General features: G+C 66.0%; 16 protein-coding genes. 11 read left to right on the top strand and 5 right to left on the bottom strand.

What is annotated here, in order from left to right; genetic code table 11:
- A complete protein-coding gene (locus tag ACWGID_RS08985; RefSeq protein ID WP_452195848.1) occupies positions 1–183 on the bottom strand; it encodes a hypothetical protein in 183 nt (60 codons plus the stop codon).
- 567 nt (positions 184–750) lie between these two features.
- On the opposite strand from ACWGID_RS08985, the gene ACWGID_RS08990 reads away from it, so the two are divergent.
- Positions 751–2,421 carry a M28 family peptidase gene (locus tag ACWGID_RS08990; protein WP_452195849.1) on the top strand — a complete coding sequence of 557 codons (1,671 nt, stop codon included), beginning with the start codon at positions 751–753 and terminating at the stop codon, positions 2,419–2,421.
- 78 nt (positions 2,422–2,499) lie between these two features.
- Here ACWGID_RS08990 and acs read toward each other — a convergent pair whose 3' ends face one another.
- The 3 genes from acs to ACWGID_RS09005 all read right to left on the bottom strand — a co-directional run bounded on the left by acs (position 2,500) and on the right by ACWGID_RS09005 (position 5,825).
- On the bottom strand, positions 2,500–4,614 hold the full coding sequence (gene acs, locus ACWGID_RS08995; protein ID WP_452195850.1) for an acetate--CoA ligase: 2,115 nt from the start codon (positions 4,612–4,614) through the stop codon (positions 2,500–2,502).
- Between the two features lie 85 nt (positions 4,615–4,699).
- Complete coding sequence (locus tag ACWGID_RS09000; protein WP_452195851.1) at positions 4,700–5,371, bottom strand: acetate uptake transporter; 672 nt, start codon at positions 5,369–5,371, stop codon at positions 4,700–4,702.
- Positions 5,372–5,474: 103 nt separating this feature from the next.
- Complete coding sequence (locus ACWGID_RS09005) at positions 5,475–5,825, bottom strand: DUF3040 domain-containing protein (RefSeq protein ID WP_452195852.1); 351 nt, start codon at positions 5,823–5,825, stop codon at positions 5,475–5,477.
- Positions 5,826–6,005: 180 nt separating this feature from the next.
- Between ACWGID_RS09005 and ACWGID_RS09010 the strand changes: the two genes are divergently transcribed.
- The 5 genes from ACWGID_RS09010 (at position 6,006) to ACWGID_RS09030 (ending at position 11,911) form a co-directional block, all read left to right on the top strand.
- Positions 6,006–6,761, top strand: a complete 756-nt coding sequence (locus tag ACWGID_RS09010; protein WP_452195853.1) for an IclR family transcriptional regulator — start codon at positions 6,006–6,008, stop codon at positions 6,759–6,761.
- Between the two features lie 142 nt (positions 6,762–6,903).
- Positions 6,904–7,881, top strand: coding sequence for an ABC transporter permease (locus ACWGID_RS09015; RefSeq protein WP_452195854.1), 978 nt, complete (start codon positions 6,904–6,906; stop codon positions 7,879–7,881).
- Entirely contained in the window at positions 7,871–8,788 is a 918-nt protein-coding gene (locus ACWGID_RS09020; RefSeq protein WP_452195855.1) for a carbohydrate ABC transporter permease, read from the top strand. Before ACWGID_RS09015 ends, ACWGID_RS09020 begins: the two co-directional genes overlap by 11 nt.
- Positions 8,789–8,849: 61 nt before the next feature.
- Positions 8,850–10,505, top strand: coding sequence for an extracellular solute-binding protein (locus ACWGID_RS09025; protein ID WP_452195856.1), 1,656 nt, complete (start codon positions 8,850–8,852; stop codon positions 10,503–10,505).
- 29 nt (positions 10,506–10,534) lie between these two features.
- Positions 10,535–11,911, top strand: a complete 1,377-nt coding sequence (locus ACWGID_RS09030) for a hypothetical protein (protein WP_452195857.1) — start codon at positions 10,535–10,537, stop codon at positions 11,909–11,911.
- A 42-nt stretch (positions 11,912–11,953) separates the two neighbouring features.
- Here the strand turns inward: ACWGID_RS09030 and ACWGID_RS09035 are convergent, their stop codons facing one another.
- A complete protein-coding gene (locus tag ACWGID_RS09035) occupies positions 11,954–12,808 on the bottom strand; it encodes a helix-turn-helix domain-containing protein (RefSeq protein ID WP_452195858.1) in 855 nt (284 codons plus the stop codon).
- Positions 12,809–12,879: 71 nt separating this feature from the next.
- Here ACWGID_RS09035 and ACWGID_RS09040 point away from each other — a divergent pair, with 71 nt between their 5' ends.
- The 5 genes from ACWGID_RS09040 to ACWGID_RS09060 all read left to right on the top strand — a co-directional run bounded on the left by ACWGID_RS09040 (position 12,880) and on the right by ACWGID_RS09060 (position 20,276).
- Complete coding sequence (locus tag ACWGID_RS09040) at positions 12,880–13,713, top strand: phytanoyl-CoA dioxygenase family protein (protein ID WP_452195859.1); 834 nt, start codon at positions 12,880–12,882, stop codon at positions 13,711–13,713.
- 75 nt (positions 13,714–13,788) lie between these two features.
- Positions 13,789–15,081, top strand: a complete 1,293-nt coding sequence (locus ACWGID_RS09045; RefSeq protein ID WP_452195860.1) for an ABC transporter substrate-binding protein — start codon at positions 13,789–13,791, stop codon at positions 15,079–15,081.
- Positions 15,078–16,067, top strand: coding sequence for a carbohydrate ABC transporter permease (locus ACWGID_RS09050; protein ID WP_452195861.1), 990 nt, complete (start codon positions 15,078–15,080; stop codon positions 16,065–16,067). Before ACWGID_RS09045 ends, ACWGID_RS09050 begins: the two co-directional genes overlap by 4 nt.
- Positions 16,064–16,960, top strand: a complete 897-nt coding sequence (locus ACWGID_RS09055; RefSeq protein ID WP_452195862.1) for a carbohydrate ABC transporter permease — start codon at positions 16,064–16,066, stop codon at positions 16,958–16,960. The genes ACWGID_RS09050 and ACWGID_RS09055 overlap by 4 nt, the downstream gene beginning before the upstream one ends.
- Positions 16,961–17,129: 169 nt before the next feature.
- Positions 17,130–20,276: a sugar-binding protein gene (locus ACWGID_RS09060; RefSeq protein ID WP_452195863.1), complete on the top strand. Its 3,147-nt coding sequence runs from the start codon at positions 17,130–17,132 to the stop codon at positions 20,274–20,276.
- Positions 20,277–20,398: the final 122 nt, after the last annotated feature.

The following is a 20,398-nucleotide window of genomic DNA, read 5'->3' on the forward strand; positions in this document are numbered from 1 at the left end:
TCACGGGGTTGAGCTCTGTGGATCGTCGCTGTCGAAGCGGACAAGCGGCAGTGACGTGAAGCCGAGCGGTACCGCTCCGACGAGGCAGGTCGCGCCTCCGATGATCGCGCTGAGCTCAAGGCTGGTCGGTGACGCGATCGCCCCGGCGCGGAAGTCACTGAACGCGTCACCGGAGCTTCGCACCGAATCGTCGATGAGCTACTGACGCTGCTGGGCGACAACCTCAAGCCGCACTTGGCCGTGAAGCGCGCGATGCACAATTTGCTGCGTCTCACTGCCCGGGTTGACAGCGGCCAGCCCAAGTCGGTCTGCTCCGTCACTGCTCCGTGGGACGCTGACAAACGCCGATCAGCGCCAGGTGCTGATGAGCAGTAAAACTCCAGGTCAGAGACCAGATCGGCGAGTTCTCGCCCCCGCGGCGCAGTCAGCATCAGCAAGATCCTCGACATCTTCGAAGGCACCCAACAAATCCAACAACTGATCGCCGCGCGTCGGCTGTTGGGGCAGGACCTCTGCTGAGCTGAAATAGCCCTCTTTGCAGGAGATCCACGCGACTACTGGTGTCCTCGGTCTCGATTTTCTTGATGTCCGACAGGTCCGCGCCTGAGAACCGGCACCGACGGGTCCGCCTCGAAAGGTGCGGTGCGAGGTCTTCAGTCGATGGCGTTACCGGCGTATCACGGCAAGTAGCACGGAACGCTCGTCGACGCTTAGGCCGGCGAGTTTTGCTGTCAGGGAGGGAGTAGAACGATGAGCCCAGGACGAGGAAGGCGTCGAGGCTGGGGCCTGGCGACGGTCGCCGCGGCAGCGGTGGCGATCACTGGGGCCGTGACACCGGTCGCGTCGAACGCGACCGGCACCACGCCGGCCGCCGACGCCAATCCGACGGCGTGTGCCAACCGGGTCAACAACACGCCGCAGAAGCTCGTCGAGTGCGTCACCAAGGCCGATCTGTGGGCCCACATGGTCAAGTTCCAGCAGATCGCCGACGCCAATCCGGGCGCGGACGGTCACCCGTCCCGCAACTCGGGGGAGCCCGGCTACAAGGCCTCGGCCGACTACGTGGCCGCCGTCATGAAGGCGGCGGGGTACAACGTGAGGTTGCAGGAATACAAGTTCCACTACTTCAGCTTCGTCGGGACCCCGATTCTGCGGGTGGATGCGCCGACCCCGCACTCGTACGGGATCGGTACGGACTTCAACCCCGGGCAGGTCGCCGGATCGGCCACCGCGCACCTGCAGCCGGCCAAGGGCATCATCGTGCCCGCGACGCCCACGCCCAGCTCGGCCAGCGGCTGCACGGCCGCCGACTTCGCCGGTTTCGTACCGGGCAACATCGCGTTGATCCAGCGCGGCACCTGTACCTTCGCCCAGAAGGTCGCGAACGCCGAGGCCGCCGGCGCGTCCGCCGCGATCATTTTCAACGAGGGCAACCCCGGGCGTACGTCGCTGTTCTCGGGCAGCCTGGCCGGGACCGAGCACATCCCGGTGATCTTCACGTCGTACGACGTCGGCACCCAGTTGCTCGCGCAGTACGTCCCGGGTGCCGCACCGGTGCTGACCGTCGACGTCCGCGCGATCGACGACCCGAACCGCTCGGACTGGAACGTGATCGCGGACTCCAAGGGCGGTGACCCGAACAACGTCCTCGTCGTCGACGCGCACCTGGACGCCATCTACGGGGCCGGGATGCTCGACAACGCTTCGGGCTCGGCCACCATCCTCGACATCGCCCAGCAGCTGAAGAACACCAGCACCAGGAACAAGCTGCGGTTCATCTGGTTCGGCGGCGAGGAGCTCGGCCTGCTCGGCTCGCAGTACTACGTCGACAACCTGTCCGCCGGCGAGCTCGCCAAGATCAAGTTCGACCTCGACGCCGACGTCACGGCGACGCCGAACTACGTGGCCGGCGTCCTCGACCCGAAGGACGGCGTGATGCTGTTCGGCCGCGGCCCGGGTACGCCGATGCCGCCGAGCATCTGGGCGCCGTCCGCGATCGGGCGCGACTACGGGATCAGCTACCTGAACTCGATCGGGAAGAACCACATCCTGTTCTCGGCCGACGGTACGGACGCGTTCATGTTCCAGCAGGCCGGGATCCCGGCGAGTGGCGTGCTCACCGGTCAGGACTGCTGCAAGCTCGCGTCGGACGTCGCGCTGTTCGGCGGCTACGAGGGCAACTTCGAGGGCACCGTGCCGGGCGATGACGGGGGCTGCGTGGACAACCCGTTCCGCTGGTGCGACAACCTCAGCAACAACGACCCCGAGGTCCTGACCTGGATGTCGAAGACCTTCGCGAACATGGTCGGGCAGATGGCGTACGACACGCGGGTGTTCACCGCCGGCAAGCCAGGCACCGGGCACGCCAAGTTGGGTGGGCCGCCGCCGATCGCGGCGCCGAAGAACGCGGTCGCCGGCTGATCAGCTGCTCCGAGCGATCGACGGCAGTTCGGCGATCCTTGCGTACGACGGATCGCCGAACTGTCCGCCGGGCGATACCTAGCCCACGTCGCCGTACGCGTTGATTTCGGCGGTTTCCTGGGGGGTCAGCTCGCGGGGCACCTCGCCGTGGTCGAGTTTCGATCGCTGTACTCGGTGCCGGATGTCGTCGACGATCTCCGGGTTCGCGAGGGTGGACACGTCGCCGACGTCGGAGAAGTTGGAGATGCCGGCGATCACCCGACGCATGATCTTCCCGGACCTCGTCTTCGGCATGTCGGACACGATCCAGACGTGCTTCGGCCGGGCGATCTTGCCGATCTCGCGGTCGATGGCCGCGGCCACCTTGCCCTCGATCTCCTCGCTGGGCTCGAGACCGGGCTTGAGGGCGACGTACATCTCCACCACCCGGCCCCGGTCCGCGTCGACCACCGGGACCGCGGCGGCCTCGGCGACCTCGTCGACGGTCAGGCAGGCGGACTCCAGCTCCTTCGTACCCAGCCGGTGCCCGGCGACGTTGATCACGTCGTCGACGCGGCCGAGGATCCGGAAGTACCCGTCGTCGGCCTGCACCGCGCCGTCGCCGGCGAAGTACGGCCAGTCGTGCCAGTCCTTGCTCTCCGGATTCCGGCAGTACTTGCGGTAGTAGGTGTCGACGAAACGTTCGGGCTGGCCCCAGATTCCCTGGAACACCCCCGGCCACGGATTCCGGATGCAGATGTTGCCGGCCCGCCCGGTGCCGGCCTCGACCGTGTTGCCCTCCTCGTCGTAGATCACCGGGAAGATCCCCAGCGCTCCCGGCCCGCAGCTACCCGGTTTCATTGGCTGCAGTGCCGGCAAGGTACTACCGAGGAAGCCGCCGGTCTCGGTCTGCCACCAGGTGTCCACGACCGCTGCCTCGCCCTTGCCGACGGTCTGGTGGTACCAGCGCCAGACCTCGGGCTCGATCGGCTCGCCGACCGTTGTCATGTGCTTGAAGTGATAGTCGTACTTCGCGGGTTCGTCCGGGCCGAGCTTGCGCAGCATGCGGATCGTGGTCGGCGCGGTGTGGAAGATGTTGACCTTCAGCCGCTCCGCGATCCGCCAGCAGCGCCCGGCATCCGGGTACGTCGGCGCGCCCTCGTACAGCACGCTCGTCGTACCGAGCGACAGCGGTCCGTACACGATGTACGAATGGCCGGTGATCCATCCGATGTCGGCGCAGCACCAATAGGTGTCCTCGGGGTGGATGTCCTGGTAGTACTTCGACGTACCGGCCACGTAGGACAAATAGCCACCGGTGGAGTGCTCGCAGCCTTTCGGCCTGCCGGTGGTGCCACTGGTGTACATCAGGAACAGTGGCGCCTCGGCCGGCATCGGCACGGGCGGCACCATCGTGCCGCGGTAATCGGCGAGGACGTCGTCGACGAAGACGTCCCGGCCGTCGACCATCGGCGTGTCCGAGCTGTACTTGCCGGGGTAGCGCCGGAAGACGAGCACCCGGTCGACCTGTTGGCCCAGGCGGGTCGCCTCGGCCACCGCCTCGTCGGCCTTGACCTTGTGGTCGATCAGCTGCCCGCCGCGGTGGTACGCGTCCATGGTCACCAGGATCCGGCTGCCGGAGTCGGCGATCCGTCCGCCGCACGCGGTGCCACTGAACCCGCCGAAGACCTCCGAATGGACCACGCCCAGCCGGGCGCAGGCCAGCATCGCGACCGGCAGCTCCGACACCATCGGCAGGTGGAACGTGACCCGGTCGCCGGGCTTCAGCCCGCAGTAGTCGCGCAGCAGCGCCGCGAACTCGTTGACCCGCTGGTAGAGCTCCTGGTACGTGACGACGTTCGTGGGCTCGTCCTCAGGCTCGGGAACCCAGATCAGCGCCGCCTTGTTCCGGTCGGCCGCCAGATGCCGGTCGACGCAGTTGTAACAGGCGTTCAGCCGGCCACCGACGAACCACTTCCAGAAGGGTGGATTGCTGGTGTCCAGAAGGGTGTGCCAATACGTGTCCCAGCTGAGCAACTCGGCGTACTCGGTAAAACACTCGGGAAAACGGTCCTCGCCGAAACGGTCGAGAATGGCCGGGTCGGAGGCGTTCGCCTGGCCGATGAATTTCGGCGACGGCGAGAAATACGCCTCCTCCCGCCAGTGCACTGCGATCTGTGCCTCGGAAAGGGGAACCTCGTTGTCGGTGGTCATGTGCCTCAACCTCCCGGAGGATGAGTGAAAACGGCGGAAGGGACCTCGGCGCGAACCCTCTCGCGCCGAAGCTCCCTTCGTGCACTCAGCGATGCGGTGCCGGCGACAACGGGAACACCGGCATCACGGTCCGCTTCCAGGTGAAGTTGGTGACCCCGGCGAACGATGCGTACCAGGCGACGACCGCGGTCACCAGACCGATCCAGCCGCCCACCTTCGTCATCGTCGGCTGGGTCCCGAGCGCCCCGATCGTCAGGAACAGGAACGTCAGCGTCAGGAACACGAAGACGGCCAGTACCGCGGCGTTCACCCGAGCCGCGGCCACGGTCATGTAGGCCGTGAAAATCGTCCAGGCCAGCAGGAACAGCCCGGTCGCCTTCAACACGTCCGGCCCGAGGCCGGGCGCGATGAACTTCACGTACGCGGCGAACGACAGCCAGAACGCGCCGAACGAGCTGAACGCCAGCGCGCCGAACGTGTTGCCCTTCCGGAACTCCCACATGCCGGCCAAGAGCTGGGCCAGCCCGCCGTAGAACAGGGCGAGCGGCAGCACCACGGCTTCCAGCGTCGTGTTGCTGATCAGGTTGGCGTTGAACACGCTGAGTACGAAGGTCGTCATCGCGAACCCCGCGAGACCGAGGGGCGCCGGGTCAGCGATCAACGCACCTGCATCGACTTGCGCCGGGGCGGGGGCCGCGGCTTCGACAGCCGTCGTACCCTGCGCTTGAACTGCGGCACCTTTCTCCAAGTCTGCCATCACAACTCCTCATGCGGATAACCAGCTACGCGCGCCATCCATGAGTGACGTACTTTTCAGCGTAGTCCGATACCGCGAGAATTGACCCGTCCAGCAGAAGTGATCAAACGGGTGTGGAGCGTGCACAGCGCGTGCACCAGTTCGCGGGTGTCGGCGACTTCCCCGCGCAGTACCGGCAGTAATAGCGGCGCGCCCACCAAATGACCGTCAGTGCCGGTACGGCGGCGGTCAGTACCAGTCCGGTGACGAAACACCCGGGGATGGCGTACAGGTCGCCGAGGGTCACCAGGAGAACTCCGAGCATGACCGCGAAGGAGAGCGTGAGCACTGCACTCAGCGACGCGGGGCCTCCGAGCTGCATCTGGGTCAGACGCTGATCCAGTCTCGGGTCCTCCGCTTTCAGCGCGCGTTCCAGCACGCCCAGTTTCTGCTGTTCGTCATCGCTCAGTTTCACTGCGTCTCCTTCGCTGCTCGGCTTGTCGAGCCCCTCCAGCTCGCTCGCCGACCAGGCAGAAGGACGAGCCACACGATGCCGCCACGTTAACGCCAGTTCCAACGACCAGGAACAGCCACAAGTGCCCTCATCGCCCTGTGGCTCAGCACACTTGTGGCAGGTGATTGCTAAAGTAGCAACGTGAAGCCCGCGCAGCCGAACCAGTCGCTGATCGACGGACTGGCCTGTCTGCAGGCGTTGGCGTCGCAGGCGAGACCAGTCGGTTCGCGGGAGCTGGGTCGGGAGCTCGGTCTGGAGCCGACGCGGGTGAACCGGTTGCTGAAGACGCTGGCGCATCTCGGGCTGGCGCAGCAGGACGATAAGCGGAAGTACTCGCCGGGGCCCGGGATCCATGTCCTGGCCGCGCAGAGTCTCCGGGCGTCCGGTCTGCTCACCGCTGCGTTGGGCCCGCTCGAGGCGTTGTTCGGGCTGGGGCACCAGGTCGCGATGGGTGTCCTGTGGCGGGACCAGGTCGCGTACTTGTACCACGCGACGCCCGGCTCGGATCCGCATGAGGGCATCGGCCGCGAGCCGTTGTTCCCGGCGCACCATTCAGGTCTCGGGCAGGCGCTGCTCGCCACTCGCACCGACGACGAGGTGCGGGAGTTGTACGCCGGCACTCAGCACGCGGAGGACGTAGTACTCGACGGGCCGGACGGTCTGCTCTCCGATCTTGCCTTGGTCCGGAAGCAGGGATACGCGCTGACGCGGACCGGGGAGACCGGATCGACCGGCTATCGCACGATCGGCCTGGTGCTGTCCGAGACCGCGGGAACGGCGATCGGTCTGGCCGGTTCGTTCGGCGACCGTTCGGTGCCGCGCCTGGTCAGCGCCCTCGAGGGAACCGCCGCGGTCATCACGGAGGCCGGCGACCGCCGCCTCCCCAGCTCTTCCTGACCCACCCGTCACGGCCGCCGCACCTCACCGGCGGCTGCTTCGGCCTGTCTGGCGCGACCTCTAGGCAGCTCCCTTTTGTGGTGCTAACTTAGCACCACTCTGGTGCTATCAAAGCATCAAAACTGAGTGGAGGTGCTCTCCGATGGTGACCGTCGAGGCTGTGAACACCCAGGCCGGGGACGATCGGGCGAGCGCTTCCCGCGGCGCGCTCGGCCGCTGGGCGCAGCTCGTCCGGGACCGCTCACTCCTCGCGATGGCGGCACCGGCCGTCGTACTCCTGCTGCTGTTCACGTACCTGCCGCTGATCGGCAACATCGTCGCGTTCTTCGACTTCGTGCCGTACCTGCCGTGGTCGGAGTCGCCGTGGGTCGGCCTGGACAACTTCGTCACGTTGCTGTCCGACTCCGCGTTCTGGAACGCGACGCTGAACACCTTGCAGATCAACGGATTGCAGCTGCTGTTCTCGTTCCCTGTCCCGTTGTTGCTCGCGCTCCTGCTGCACAGTCTGGTCTCGACCTGGATTCGTGGGTTCGTCCAATCAGTGATGTATCTACCGCACTTCCTGTCTTGGGTGATCGTGGTCGCGATGTTCCAGCAGGTGTTCGGGGGTACGGGCGCGGTCGCCGGTGCGCTGCGCTCGCTGAGCGGCGAGTCGGTCAACGTGATGAACAACCCCGCGACGTTCAAGCTGCTGATCGTCTCGCAGAACATCTGGAAGGACGCGGGCTGGGGAACGATCCTGTTCCTCGCGGCGCTGACCGCGATCGACCAGGCTCTCTACGAGTCGGCCGCGGTCGACGGGGCAGGTGGCTGGCGAAGGTTCTGGCACATCACGCTTCCCGGCATCCGTCCGATCATCGTGCTGCTGGTGATCCTCCAGCTCGGTCAGTGCCTGACCGTCGGGTTCGAGCAGATCCTCCTGCAGCGCGACAACGTCGGCGCCGATACCGCCGAAGTACTGGACACCTACGTCTACTTCCACGGTGTTGTCGACGGCGACTGGAGTATCGGTGTCGCGGCCGGATTGTTGAAGGGCCTCGTCGGCCTGTTGCTGATCCTGGCCGCCAACAAGGCCGCGCACGCGCTCGGCGAGCAGGGGGTGTACTCCCGTGAGCACTGAAACCGTCGTCCGCCGGTCAACGGGCCGCCCGATCTGGGCCGGCAAACCACCCGCGGTCGTGCTTGTCCTGAAAGCGCTCGCGCTGGTCGCGATCGTTGCTGTGGTCATCTTTCCGTTCCTGATCGTGATCTCGACGAGTCTCGCGAGTCAGGAGCAGATCGACGCAGGCGGCGGCTATGTCCTGTGGCCGACCGATCCGACCCTGGACGCGTTCCGCCAGGTCCTCGCCGGGGCCGCGGTCACCCGCGCGGTCCTGGTCAGTGCCGGCGTCACCATCGTCGGTACGGCGCTCTCGCTCGGCGCGACCGTCCTGGCCGCCTATGCGTTGTCGCGACCGCGGATGGTGCTCCAGCGTCCGCTGCTGTCGCTGGTGCTGCTGACCTTCCTGTTCAGCCCGGGCATCATCCCGACGTACCTGGTGGTGAAGCAGTTCGGGCTGCTCGACAACTACGCGGCGCTGATCCTGCCGAGTGCGATCAGTGCGTTCAACATCGTGATCATGCGCGGGTTCTTCTCGACGATCCCTCGCGAACTGCTCGACAGTGCGTCCGTCGACGGCGCCGGGCACTGGCGGATGCTGACCCGCATCGTCCTCCCGTTGTCCCGGGCGGTCATCGCCGTGGTCGGCCTGTTCTACGCGGTCGGCTACTGGAACGCGTTCTTCAGCGCGCTCCTGTATCTCAACGACTCGGGGAAGTGGCCGTTGCAGCTCGTGCTGCGGACCTATGTTCTGCAAGGCACCCCGATGGCTCAACAGACCGCGGGTGCGGCCGCCGATGTCCTGCCCCCGGCGCAGTCGTTGCAAATGGCCGTCGTACTGATCGCGATCATCCCCGTCGTCCTCGTCTATCCCTTCCTGCAGAAGCACTTCCGGACCGGTGTCCTGACCGGCGCCATCAAGGGCTGAACGCTCCCCGTCACTTTCGCGCCACGTTCGCGTCACTTCCGCGTCACAGAGAGGTCCTGTCATGTCCGATTCCGTCCTGCCGTCGGCGCCCGCCCTGAGCCGCCGCCGACTCCTCGCCGGCGCCGCCGGGCTCGCCGCGGTCGTCGGTGTCCCCGCGCTGTCCGGTTGCTCGAATGCCAAGTCCACCGCTGGTGCCAGCGCTCAGGGTGCCGGTGCGACGTTGCCGGTCCAGGTGCCGTTCGCTGGTACCAAGCCTGATCTCGCGGGCGATCAGTCGAAGGGCATCAACGCGGCGTACTTCGGCTACCCGACGGCGGCCGAACAGGTGCAGACCGTGCACCGCGCGGTCGGCACCGGGGGACCGATGACCGCCTTCGTCATCACCTACAGCCCGCCGCCGCCCGCGTTCGCCGGGAACGCGTACTGGAAGGCAGTCAACCAGGCGCTCAACGTCGAGCTCAAACCTACGCTCGTGCCGCAGGACTTCGGAACCAAGCTCGCCGCGGTGCTGGCCAGTAACGACATTCCGGACATCGTCACGATGAACGTCCCGGACTTCACCTCGCTCAAGCGGGCCGAGACAGTGGCGCAGGCCAGGTTCGCGGACCTGAGCGAGTACCTGTCGGGCGACGCGGTGAAGGACTATCCGAACCTTGCCCGACTGCCGCAGAACGCATGGAAGCCCTGTGTGGTCAAGGGAAAACTGCTCGCCACGCCGACGCTGCGGATCCCGACCGGCAGCGTGGTCTACACCCGGCGGGACCTGATCGAGAAGCTCGGTGGCAACCCCGAGCCGACGAGCGCGGCCGAGTTCGAGCAGCTCTGCGCGGCGATCACGGATCCGGCCAAGAAGCGGTACGCGCTCGCGAACACCGGCGGCTGGATGTCGAGCGCCCTGATCTACCCGATGTTCGGCGTGCCCAACAACTGGCGACGTACCGCGGACGGCACGCTGACGAAGGACTGGGAGACGCCGGAGTGGAAGGAAGCGATCGCCTACACGGCCAAGCTGTGGAAGAAGGGCTACTTCCAGCCGGACAGTACGTCGAGCAGCTACGACGCCTCGCCCGACTTCGCCAGCGGCAGCCTGCTGATGAACAGCGACTCGTTCGTTCGCTACACGGTCCGGACGACGTCCACCCTGACGCCGGGGATCCTGCCGACGTTCAGCGCGGACGGCAAGGCCGGCCAGATCTTCGAGGGGCCGATCACCGACTTCGTGACGTTCGTCAAGAAGGGCTCGGCCGACCGGGTGAAGGAGACGCTGCGGGTGCTCGACTGGTTGTCCGCGCCGTTCGGCAGCAAGGAGAACTTCCTCCGCTCGTACGGCGTCGACGGTACCGACTACGCGCTCAAGAACGGGCTACCAACGCTGACCGACCAAGGCGCCGCGGAGACCTACAGCCTCAGCCTGCGCTTCCTGGCCGGCGGCCCCGACGTCTTGTATGCCGTTAACGGCAACACCGACATCGTCAAACAGATGCACGCGTACCAGACCGCGAACTCGGGACACCGGATCACCGACCCGACCGCCGGACTGATCTCCGAGACGGCGCTCACCACTACCGCGCTGAGCAGCGCGGTCACCGACACGATCACGGACGTGGTCGTCGGCCGCAAGCAGATGTCCGCGCTCGACGAGGCCGTCGCGAAATGGAAGAAGGGCGGCGGCGACAAGTCCAGGGCGGAGTACCAGGAAGCCCTCGCGTCCCGCTGATGTCCACCGATCACCAGGAAAGGCAGTCAATGAGTAACGCACTCCCTGTGGGAGCGATCAGCGGCGTGGTCCCACGCCTCGCCGTCAAAGCCGACCATGTACCCCGCTCCGAGACCGGGATCGGGGCGCTGATGCCCTGGGCCGACCGGCTCTGGTTCGTCACGTACGTCGCGCACACCGACAAGACCGGTGGTGGCACCGGACTGTTCACGATCGACGACGACTTCCAGCTCACCAAGCATCCGGCCAGTGTGGTCGGCACGTATGCGAACAGGCTGGTGCACAAGGAGTCCGACCAGCTGTTCATCGGACCGCACGCGATCGATGTGCACGGCAACGTCCGGACCATCGACGCGCTCGTGGGCGTGCGGCTGACCGCCACCTGCCGGCACCTCACCGACGAGGCCGGCAAGGTGTACTTCGTCGGCATGGAAGGGGAGTTCTTCGAGGTCGACGTACAGACTCTCGAGGCGAAGCAGTTGTACGACCTGTGCCTCGAGCTCGGTGTGAGCGGGTACGCGCACTTCAAGGACGCCTACACCCGGCACGGCCGCGTGGTCGTGGTGAACAACTCGTACTACGAGGAGGACTTCCCGACCGGCGAGAGCGAGGGCCGGCTCGCCGAGTGGGACGGTACGACGTGGCGCATCCTCGCGAAGACGCAGTTCAACACCGTCAGTAGTGCGAACGGCATGGGGCCGGCCTTGTACGCCGTCGGTCAGGACCGGGCGTCGGCGTTGTTCCACGTGTTCCTGCCCGAGACCGGGTGGAAGGTGTACCGGCTGCCGAAGTCGACGCACACTCAGGACCACGCCTTCACTACCGAGTGGCCGCGGATCCGCGAGGTCGAATCCGAGCGGTTGCTGATGGACGCGAGTGGCATGTTCTACGAGCTGCCGTCGCTGACGTATGCGAACTCGGTCTGGGGCATCCGGCCGATCGCCTCGCATCTGCGGATCGTCGGCGACTTCTGCTCCTGGAACGGTCTGCTGGTGATGGCCGGCGACCAGACCACCCCGATCGGCGACTCGAACCCGGTCGCCGGACAGCCGCAGGCGAACCTGTGGTTCGGCAAGACCGACGACCTGTGGCAGTGGGGCAAGCCGCAGGGTTGGGGTGGCCCGTGGTGGGAGACCGCCGTGGAGGCCGACGTACCGTCGGATCCGTATCTGATGACCGGTTTCGAGCACAAGTGCCTGCACCTGACGCACGACTCCGGCAAGCCCGTCGAGTTCACCCTCGAGGTCGATTTCCAGGGCACCGGGAAGTGGCGGCAGTACACGACGATCACCGTCGGGCCGAGCGGCTACGAGGCCTTCGTCTTCCCGACCGGATTCAGCGCGCACTGGATCCGTGTCGTCCCGTCCGCATCGTGTGAAGCCACCGCGCAGCTCGTCTACACCTGACGTACCCCGGGTGTGCGCCGGTCGGCGCACACCCGGGAGAGGTCAGCTATAGACGTGGTGGTTTCCGCCCGTCAGGCGGTATTCGGTGGGGGAGAGTGTGGTGGCGGCTCGGAAGCGGCGGGAGAAGTACAGCGGGTCGCGGTAGCCGACGCGTACGGCGATCTCCGCGATCGGGAGGTTTGTCACCAGCAGCAACTGTCCCGCGAGGTCGATGCGTTGCTGCTGTACGTGCAGCATGAGACTGGTGCCTAGCTGCGCGCGGGCCAGGTGCGCCAGCCGGGTCGCGGACATGTCGGCGATCCTGGCCAGTGACTGAACGGTGTGCGGCTGATCGAGATGCTCCGCGACGTGTTCGACCACTGCCAGAAGTCGTGCGTCCAGCGCGAGCCGGTCCGGGTTCTGCGTGTCGCACCACAGCAGTGCCTCCTCGACGGCGTTCATCGCGAACTGCGAGCTCAACCGCAGGCCGTTGCGCGCTGCCGCGGTCGCGCGATCGAGACTCTGTACGACGCGGTCGCGCACTGCCTGATTGACGCGGAGTTGCCGGAACCCCGGCAGCGGCGAAGGCCATTCCAGCAGCGGTAGCCAGTCCGGGCGTGGATCGAGGTGTGCCCACCGCAAAGACCACCGCCGGGCCTCGGGATCGGTGCCGTAGTCGTGCGGGGTGTACGGCTCGACCAGGGTGATCTCGCCCGGCCCCGTACCCAGGTCCTGCCCGTCCGTCAGGCGGAGGCGTCCGCGCCCGGCAGTGGTGACCAGGAGAAGCCAGTCGGTCGTCCCGCTGGCACGCACCGTCCGGTAGGTGTCGTTGCCGTCCAGTTGCCCGGCGACCGCTCGGACGCTGGAGGACGCGATCTGTACGACACCCGCAGCCGTGGCTGAGCGTGACTTGTCCATGACAGGATTGTCCATGGGAACGAGTGTTTGTGCACTGTCGTCGGTGGTCCGTGATCGGCCATGCTCTGCTCGTGACAGCCACTCATCACGAACTCGCAGTACCTGCCGACGATCCGGTCGCCCTGCGGCAGCGGTATGCCCGCGACGGCGTTCTGCAGGTCAACAACGTCCTCGCATCCGAGGAGATCGACGAGATCCGCACGGCGTTCATGCACCAGGTGCAGGGGGATCGGGAGGCGCTCGGGGCGGTCGGGGAAGTTGCCGAGGGCGACATTCTTGCCCGCTACCCGCGCTTCATGCAGCCGCATCGCCGGCCGGATCTGCTGGTCGGGCAGATCGCCCGGCGGCTGATCACCGATCCGCGAATCCTCGATGTGGTCACCGCACTGATCGGCCCGGCGTACGGCGCCCAGTCCATGTTCTACTTCAAGCCGCCGACGGCGCGGGGCCAGGCGATGCACCAGGACAACTACTTCCTGCGCTCGCATCCGGAGACCTGCCTGGCCGCCTGGATCGCGGTGGATCGCTGTGACGCCGCGAACGGTGGCCTTGCCGTCGTGCCGGGCAGCCACGCGATGGAGGTGGTCTGCCCGGAGGTCGCTGACGCCGAGGAGTCGTTCACCCGGGGGCTGGTTCGGCCGCCCGCGGGGATGACCGCCGTACAGACCGATATGCAGCCTGGAGACGTGCTGTTCTTCCACGGCAGTGCGGTCCACGGGTCGCTTCCGAACACCACCACCGGTCGCTTCCGCCGGTCGCTGATCTTTCACTACGTCCCACAGGCGAGCACCGAGATCTCCAAGGGCTACATGCCGCTGATCACCCCCGACGGACAGGAGATCCGGATCGGTGAGGCACACGGCGGTGGGCCGTGCGGCGACGGTTTCGAAGGCGCGATGCACTAGCCGCAGGCGACTCGAGAATCCCTCGGGCAGGAGAGCGAACGCCCCGACGCAGCTCAGAATCGAAGGGAAGAGTACATGGCGGCATTGACTCGACGGAGGCTCCTGACGGGTGCCGCCGGCCTCGGGGCGCTGGTCGGCGCGGGAGGCCTGTCAGGGTGCGGATCGCGGACGTCGATCTCGTCCGACCCGAACGAACTCGTGCTCTGGTACTGGAACCGGTCCGCCGATCCGGCACAGCTTCGAACGGCCGCCGGACAGATCCCGGGAACCGACGGCAAGCGGCTGCGCGCCGACATCATCGGCCAGGACTTCGACACCAAGTTGCGGACGAGCCTCGCGGGCAATGCCTACATCCCGGACGTCACGTTCATCAACTCCAATGTCTCGCTGTACTTCCCCGACGAGGAACTGTTCCTGGACCTGAACGAGCTGGGAGCCCAGAAGTACAAGGACTTGTACTTCGACTGGAAGTGGCGCCTCGGACTCACACCGACCAACCGGTTCTGCTTCTTCCCCGGTCCGTGCGGTCCGACCGGCCTCTACTACCGGAAGGACATCTTCGACAAGGCCGGGATCGCGTCCGACCCGGCGGCCGTCAGCGCACAGATCAAGACCTGGGACGGCTACATCGAGCTCGGGCAGAAGCTGAAGAAGAACTTCGGTTCCTTCCTGAACGTCACCGGCTCCGTCATCTTCAGCCAGTACATCAATGCCAGCGCCGAGCGGTACTTCGACACGGCCGGGAAGCCGCTGTACATGCAGCCGGACAGCACCATTCGCAAGGCCTGGGACACCGCGGTCAAGGCGATCAAGGCGGGAATCACCGGTAACCAGCAGATCAGCGCCGATCAGAACGCTGCCTGGACGACCGGTAAGACCGCAGGCCACATCGAGGGCAACTGGTGGACGCAGATCCTCACCGAGATCGCACCGCTGACCAAGGGAAAGTGGCGGTTGGCGACGCCGCCGGTGCGGGCCGGTAACAGCGGCGGGTCGTTCGTCTGCCTGCCGCGCACCTGCAAAGACCCCGAGGCCGCGTTCAAGTTCATCACCTGGCTGAACAGCCCGGAGAACCAGGCCAGTGCGTTCACGACCATGCAGCTCTTCCCGGCGGCAAAGACGTCTGCCGATCTCGGGGTCATGAAGGACAACTCGAACTTCTTCGGGGACCAGGACACGCTCACGTTCTTCTCGAGGTCCGCCGAGGCAGTTCCCACCGCCTTCATCAGTACCTACGAGGCCCAGGCCCAGTACTTCAGTACCGAGATCGTCAACGTGGAGAGTGCGGGCAAGGATCCCGACCACGCCTGGAACGACGCCGTACAGCAGACCAACAAGATGCTGCGCAAGCGGGGTGTCGACGTATGACGACCGACACCACCGTCGCGCCGGCCGGTGTGACCGCCGCAACGGGAACGACGAGCCTGCGGCCCAATCCGTTCAAGAAGTTCTGGCCGCAGTACGTCGCGGTCGCACCGTTCTACCTCCTCTTCCTGGTCTTCGGACTCTTCCCGCTGCTGTTCTCGGTCTATCTGTCGTTCACCGACTGGGACGGAACGGGGAAGATCAAGTTCGTCGGTCTGACCCAGTACAAGTACCTGATCAGCGACGACCGGTTCTGGAACGCGGTGGGGAACACCTTCGCGATCTGGTTCATCTCCACGGTCCCGACCCTGTTCCTGGCGCTGGTGATCGCGTTCCTGCTGCATCAGAACATCCGGTTCAAGGGTGTCTACCGGGTCGCCTTCTTCATTCCGAACGTCACCAGCATGGTCGCGATGGCGATCGTGTTCGGGTCGGTCTTCTCCGACAGCTTCGGCCTGATCAACTCCGCCCTGACCGCGCTGCACCTCGACCAGATCTCCTGGTTGTCGGATCCGTGGGGCGTCAAGGTCACCATCGCGGTGATGGTGATCTGGAGGTACACCGGCTACAACGCGATCATCTATCTGGCCGGCCTGCAGGCGATCCCCACCGAGCTGTACGAATCGGCGCGCGTCGACGGCGCGCGGATGTGGCAGATCTTCGCGCACATCACAGTGCCGATGCTTCGCCCGGTGATCCTGTTCACGGTGATCACCTCCACCATCGGAGGTCTGAGTCTGTTCACCGAACCACAGGTGTTGCTCGGTGACACCGGCGGTCCGGGCGAAGCCGGCATGACGATCGTGCTGTATCAGTACAACCAGGCCTTCACCCAGTTCGACTTCGGGTACGGCTCGGCGATCGCGTGGGCCTTGTTCATCATCGCTGCGGTGTTTGCCGCCATCAACTGGCGGCTGGTCAGCGAACGTGAGGTCGACGGGCAAAAGATGTTCCGGAGCCGCCGCCAGCGCAAGGGGGCCGTCAAGTGACCACGATCTTCGCCAGGGGAGCCCGGCTGGGCGATCCGACCGAGAAGGCCACCAGCAGCGGGGTTCGGCGGGGAGGGATCGTCGGCCGACTGGTCACCCACGCCTGCATCGTGGTCGGCGTTCTGCTGTCACTCTTCCCGTTCTACTGGCTGCTGATGATGTCGACCCACACCACGGCCGAGATCTTCGGCTATCCGCCGAAGCTGTGGATCGGTGACAGCTTCCGGCAGAACGTCCGTGGCGTGGTCGACAACGTCGATCTGCTGCAGTCCCTGTTGATCACGTTCGTGATCTCTGCCGCGGTGGCAGTGCTGGTGATGTTCTTCGACTCGCTGGCGGCTTACGCCTTCGCGAAGTACGACTTCCCGGGCAAGAACCCCTTGTTCTTGGTGCTTCTCGCCACCTTTCTGGTGCCTGGCAGCCTGTCGTTGGTGCCGAGCTTCGTGCTGATGAGTTGGCTCGGCTGGATCGGCGGCTTCCAGGCACTGATCGTCCCCGGGGCGGCGAACGCGTTCGGCATTTTCCTGCTCCGGCAGTTCGCGCAGACGTCGATCCCGAACGAACTGATCGACGCCGCCCGCGTCGACGGCGCCGGCTTCTTCCGCACGTGGCGAAGCATCGGCGTCCCGATGATGCGGGGCGGTATCGCGTTCCTGGGCATCTTCACCTTCATCGGCACCTGGAACGACTACGTCTGGCCGTTGATCGTCCTGGTCAATCCGCAGCGGCAGACCCTGCAGGTCGCGTTGTCGACGCTGAACTCGGTCTACCAGATCAATTACGGCATGGTGATGGCCGGCGCGGTGATCAGCGTCGTACCACTGATCGGCATCTTCATCATCGGCTCCCGGCATTTCATTGCAAACATCGCAGCGGGCGCACTCAAAGGCTGAACGTCGGGCGGGGAGCCCGAACAGCTCTCCGTGGGTGGCCTGGCCAGGGTCGGGCTGAACGGTTGACAGCGCCTCCGAGGTGGATCATGGTGAGATTCGCGAAAGCGCTTTCGCTCATCTGTCTACACGTGTAGAGATCCAGGCTGTGAATCCGACGAGAGGATCGACGATGCTTGATTCGGTGCGGAGGGCCGTGGCGGCGGTTGCCGTCGGGCTGCTCACCGCGACGCTGTTGATATCACCAGCCAGTGCTGCGACTGATCCGGGGATCGTGTTCAGCGACCCGGTGTCCGCCGACGGGATCACCGCGTGGCCTGGTGACCCGGACAAGACGCCGGCGCACGCAGCGTCGAGCAGGCTGGGTGTGCCGTGCTGGCAGACCAGTAACGATCTCAAGGACCAGTACATCTATCTGAACGTCGACGCGGCCCGGATCCCGGCCGGGGCCACGGACGCCGTACTCACCGTGAACTACTTCGACGCCCCGGGCCAGCAACTCAGCGCGCAGTACGACGGTGTCGGGGCGGCGTTCACCTCGCTGCCGTGGTTCTCGTTCCCCGGCACCGGTGGCTGGTCGACCACTCAGTTCCGGATGTCCAACATCAACTTCCAGAACCGCGCGAACGGGGCCGACATCCGGCTGATGGCGAATGCGCCTGGTGGTGTCATCAGTTCGGTCTGCATCAGCTCGGTCAGTCTCTCCTTTGCCGACACCACGGGCATCACCGTGACCAACCAGAGTCTGGTGTTCCAGCAGGGCTCGGGCACCGTGAACCTCACATCGACCGCGTCGTCGGTCGCGTGGAACATCACCGACGACCAGTACCTGCCGGTTGCCTCGGGCAGCACTACGAACGGGACCATCAGTACCGCATCCCTCGGCCCCGGCTTCTACAACCTCCGCCTGACCGCGGGCTCGACGGTCGTGGGTACGACGCTTGCGGTCATCCCGCCGTTGCCGTCCGGAATCCAGTCCCCGACCGGCAAGTGGGGTGTGAACACCCACATGGCCCACTACTACGACCTCAGCGGTGCACTGATCCGTACGCTGGCGCTCGCCGGCTTCTCGCACATCCGGGAGAGCCTGGAGTGGCGAAGCGTCGAGTCCGGCTCACCGGGCAACTATGCGGTCCCGGCGCAGTACGACGCGATGATGGCAGACGCGAAAGCGAACGGTCTGACTCCGCTGCTCGGGACCGGTTACAGGAACCCGCTCTATGACGGCGGCCACACGCCGAGCACTCCGGAAGGCCTGGCGGCTTTCGGTAGGTACCAGAGCTGGTGGCTGACGCATTTCTCGGGCACGACGAACGACATCGGGACCTACAACGAGTACTACCAGCCCGGATTCAACGACAGCGCGTGCGGCATCACCGGCGCCTGCTTCGTCCAGCTGATGAAGGCGGCGTACGAGCAGACACACGCCGGCAACCCGAACGCGAACGTCCTGGCCGATGTCGGCCCCAACAAGGGCGACACGTCGTTCCGCGACCAGGTCCTCGCCCAGGGCGGACTCTCCTACGTGGACACGATCGACGCCCACGTCTACACCTTCGGCGGTCCGGAGGGTGATCTGGACACCCAGATCCAGAGCCTGCGTACCGCGGCCGACGCACATGGCGGCGCCGGCAAGCCGATCTGGGTCAGCGAGGAGGGCTATCCGACCGCGCCGAGCTTCGGTGGATCGATGCTCGGCCAGGCGCGCATGTCGATCCGCAACGACGCGCTGTTGCTCGCGAACAACGTCGCCCAGTTCTACTGGTACGACGCACTCAACGACGGCACGAATCTGGACGACAAGGAGTCCACGTTCGGCCTGCTCCAGGCGCCTGCGGGACCGATCGCAGGAATGGCGCCGAAGCCGGCCCTGGTCGCGAAGGCCACGACGATCCGCGCCCTCAGCGGCCTGACCTACAGCGGCAGCGACAACCTCACCGCGCCGCTGTACTCGCAGCGCTTCGGTTCCGGTACGTCGACCACTCGCGTGCTGTGGTCGACCGGCACCGGCACGTCCGCGGTCAACCTGAGTACGACGAGCCCGCTGCAGGTGACCGATATGTACGGCCATCGGACCACTCTGACACCGACCAACGGTGTGGTCACGATGACCGTCGACCAGGATCCGGTGTTCGTGAAGGGGGCCGCGACCGGCGTCACCGTCACCACCGCCCCGCAGGTCAAGGTCGCCGCCGCGGACCCGTCCAACTCGCAGGAGCCGACGGCGGTCACGGTCACCCTCAAGGGCACGCCGTACAACCTTGGAACGCGCGCGGTGACAGTCGGCGGTCAGACCAAATCGGTGGTGGTGACGCCAGGCAAGGACACCACGATCACCCTGCAGGTGCCGGCCACTGACACCCTCGGCCCGCGGCACGTGGTTGCCACGGTGTCCCGCGCCGGGAGACCTACCGCCCGCTTGGTTGCCTGGACCAGCGTCGAACAGGCGACCAAGATCCGTGTCGTCCCACAGATCACGCAGGTCGCACCGTTGCAGGGTGGGCTCGGTATCGAACTCACCAACACCAGAGCGAAAACCGCCGCGACCGTTCAGGACCTGACGTGGACAATCGCGGGTCAGAAGGGCAACGCCGGCAGCGGACAGTCGATCGCGCCCGGGCAGAAGGCAACGATCGCGATCCCGGTGACCGGGCTTCAGGCCTGGAAGTCCTATGCCTACACCGTTGACGTCACGACGTCCGACGGCAACAAGGTCACCGCCAAGGGCACCACTGCCTTCGATCCGATCGTGCCATCGGCAACAACTCCGCAGAGCTCGATCAACCTGGCGACCGATGCCAGTTGGCTTGCGTTCAGCCGGCCGTGGGGTGGCGCCGCCGATCTCTCCGGCACAGCCAATTTCCAGTACGACGCCACTGGCTTGACCATCAACGCCGATGTCACCGACGACGTGTTCTCGCAGACCGAGATCGCCCCGAACCTGTGGCGTGGCGACAGCCTGCAGTTCGCGATCAGCAACGGGCTGCCTGGGGAGAACGCGAAAGCTACTGAGATCGGGGCTGCGCTGTTGCCGGCCGGTCCCACGGTGTACACGTTCGGTACGGCGGACGGCAGTCCGACCGGCGCCACGCCAGGTGCCACTGCCGACATCACCCGCGCCGATGGCGTCACGTCGTACCGGATCAAGGTTCCGTGGACGGCGCTCGGATTCGAGGCGCAGCCGACCGGTGCGGTGGCGATTTCCCTTGCGCTGAACGAGAACGACGGCGCTGGACGCGTCGGAGCGATGCAGTGGGCGAGTGGCATCGAGACCGGCAAGACCACGACCCTGTACCTGCCGGGAACGTTCACCAATTAGTACGCGGTCCCCGCGGGGGGGGGCCGCACCCCCCGCGGCCCCCCCGGGGGGGGGGGGGGGGGGTTCGAGGGGCGGGTGGGGCGGGGGGGCGCGGCTGTGAGCCGCACCCCGCGCGCGGGCGA

The sequence above is a fragment of the Kribbella sp. NPDC054772 genome (assembly GCF_053611945.1).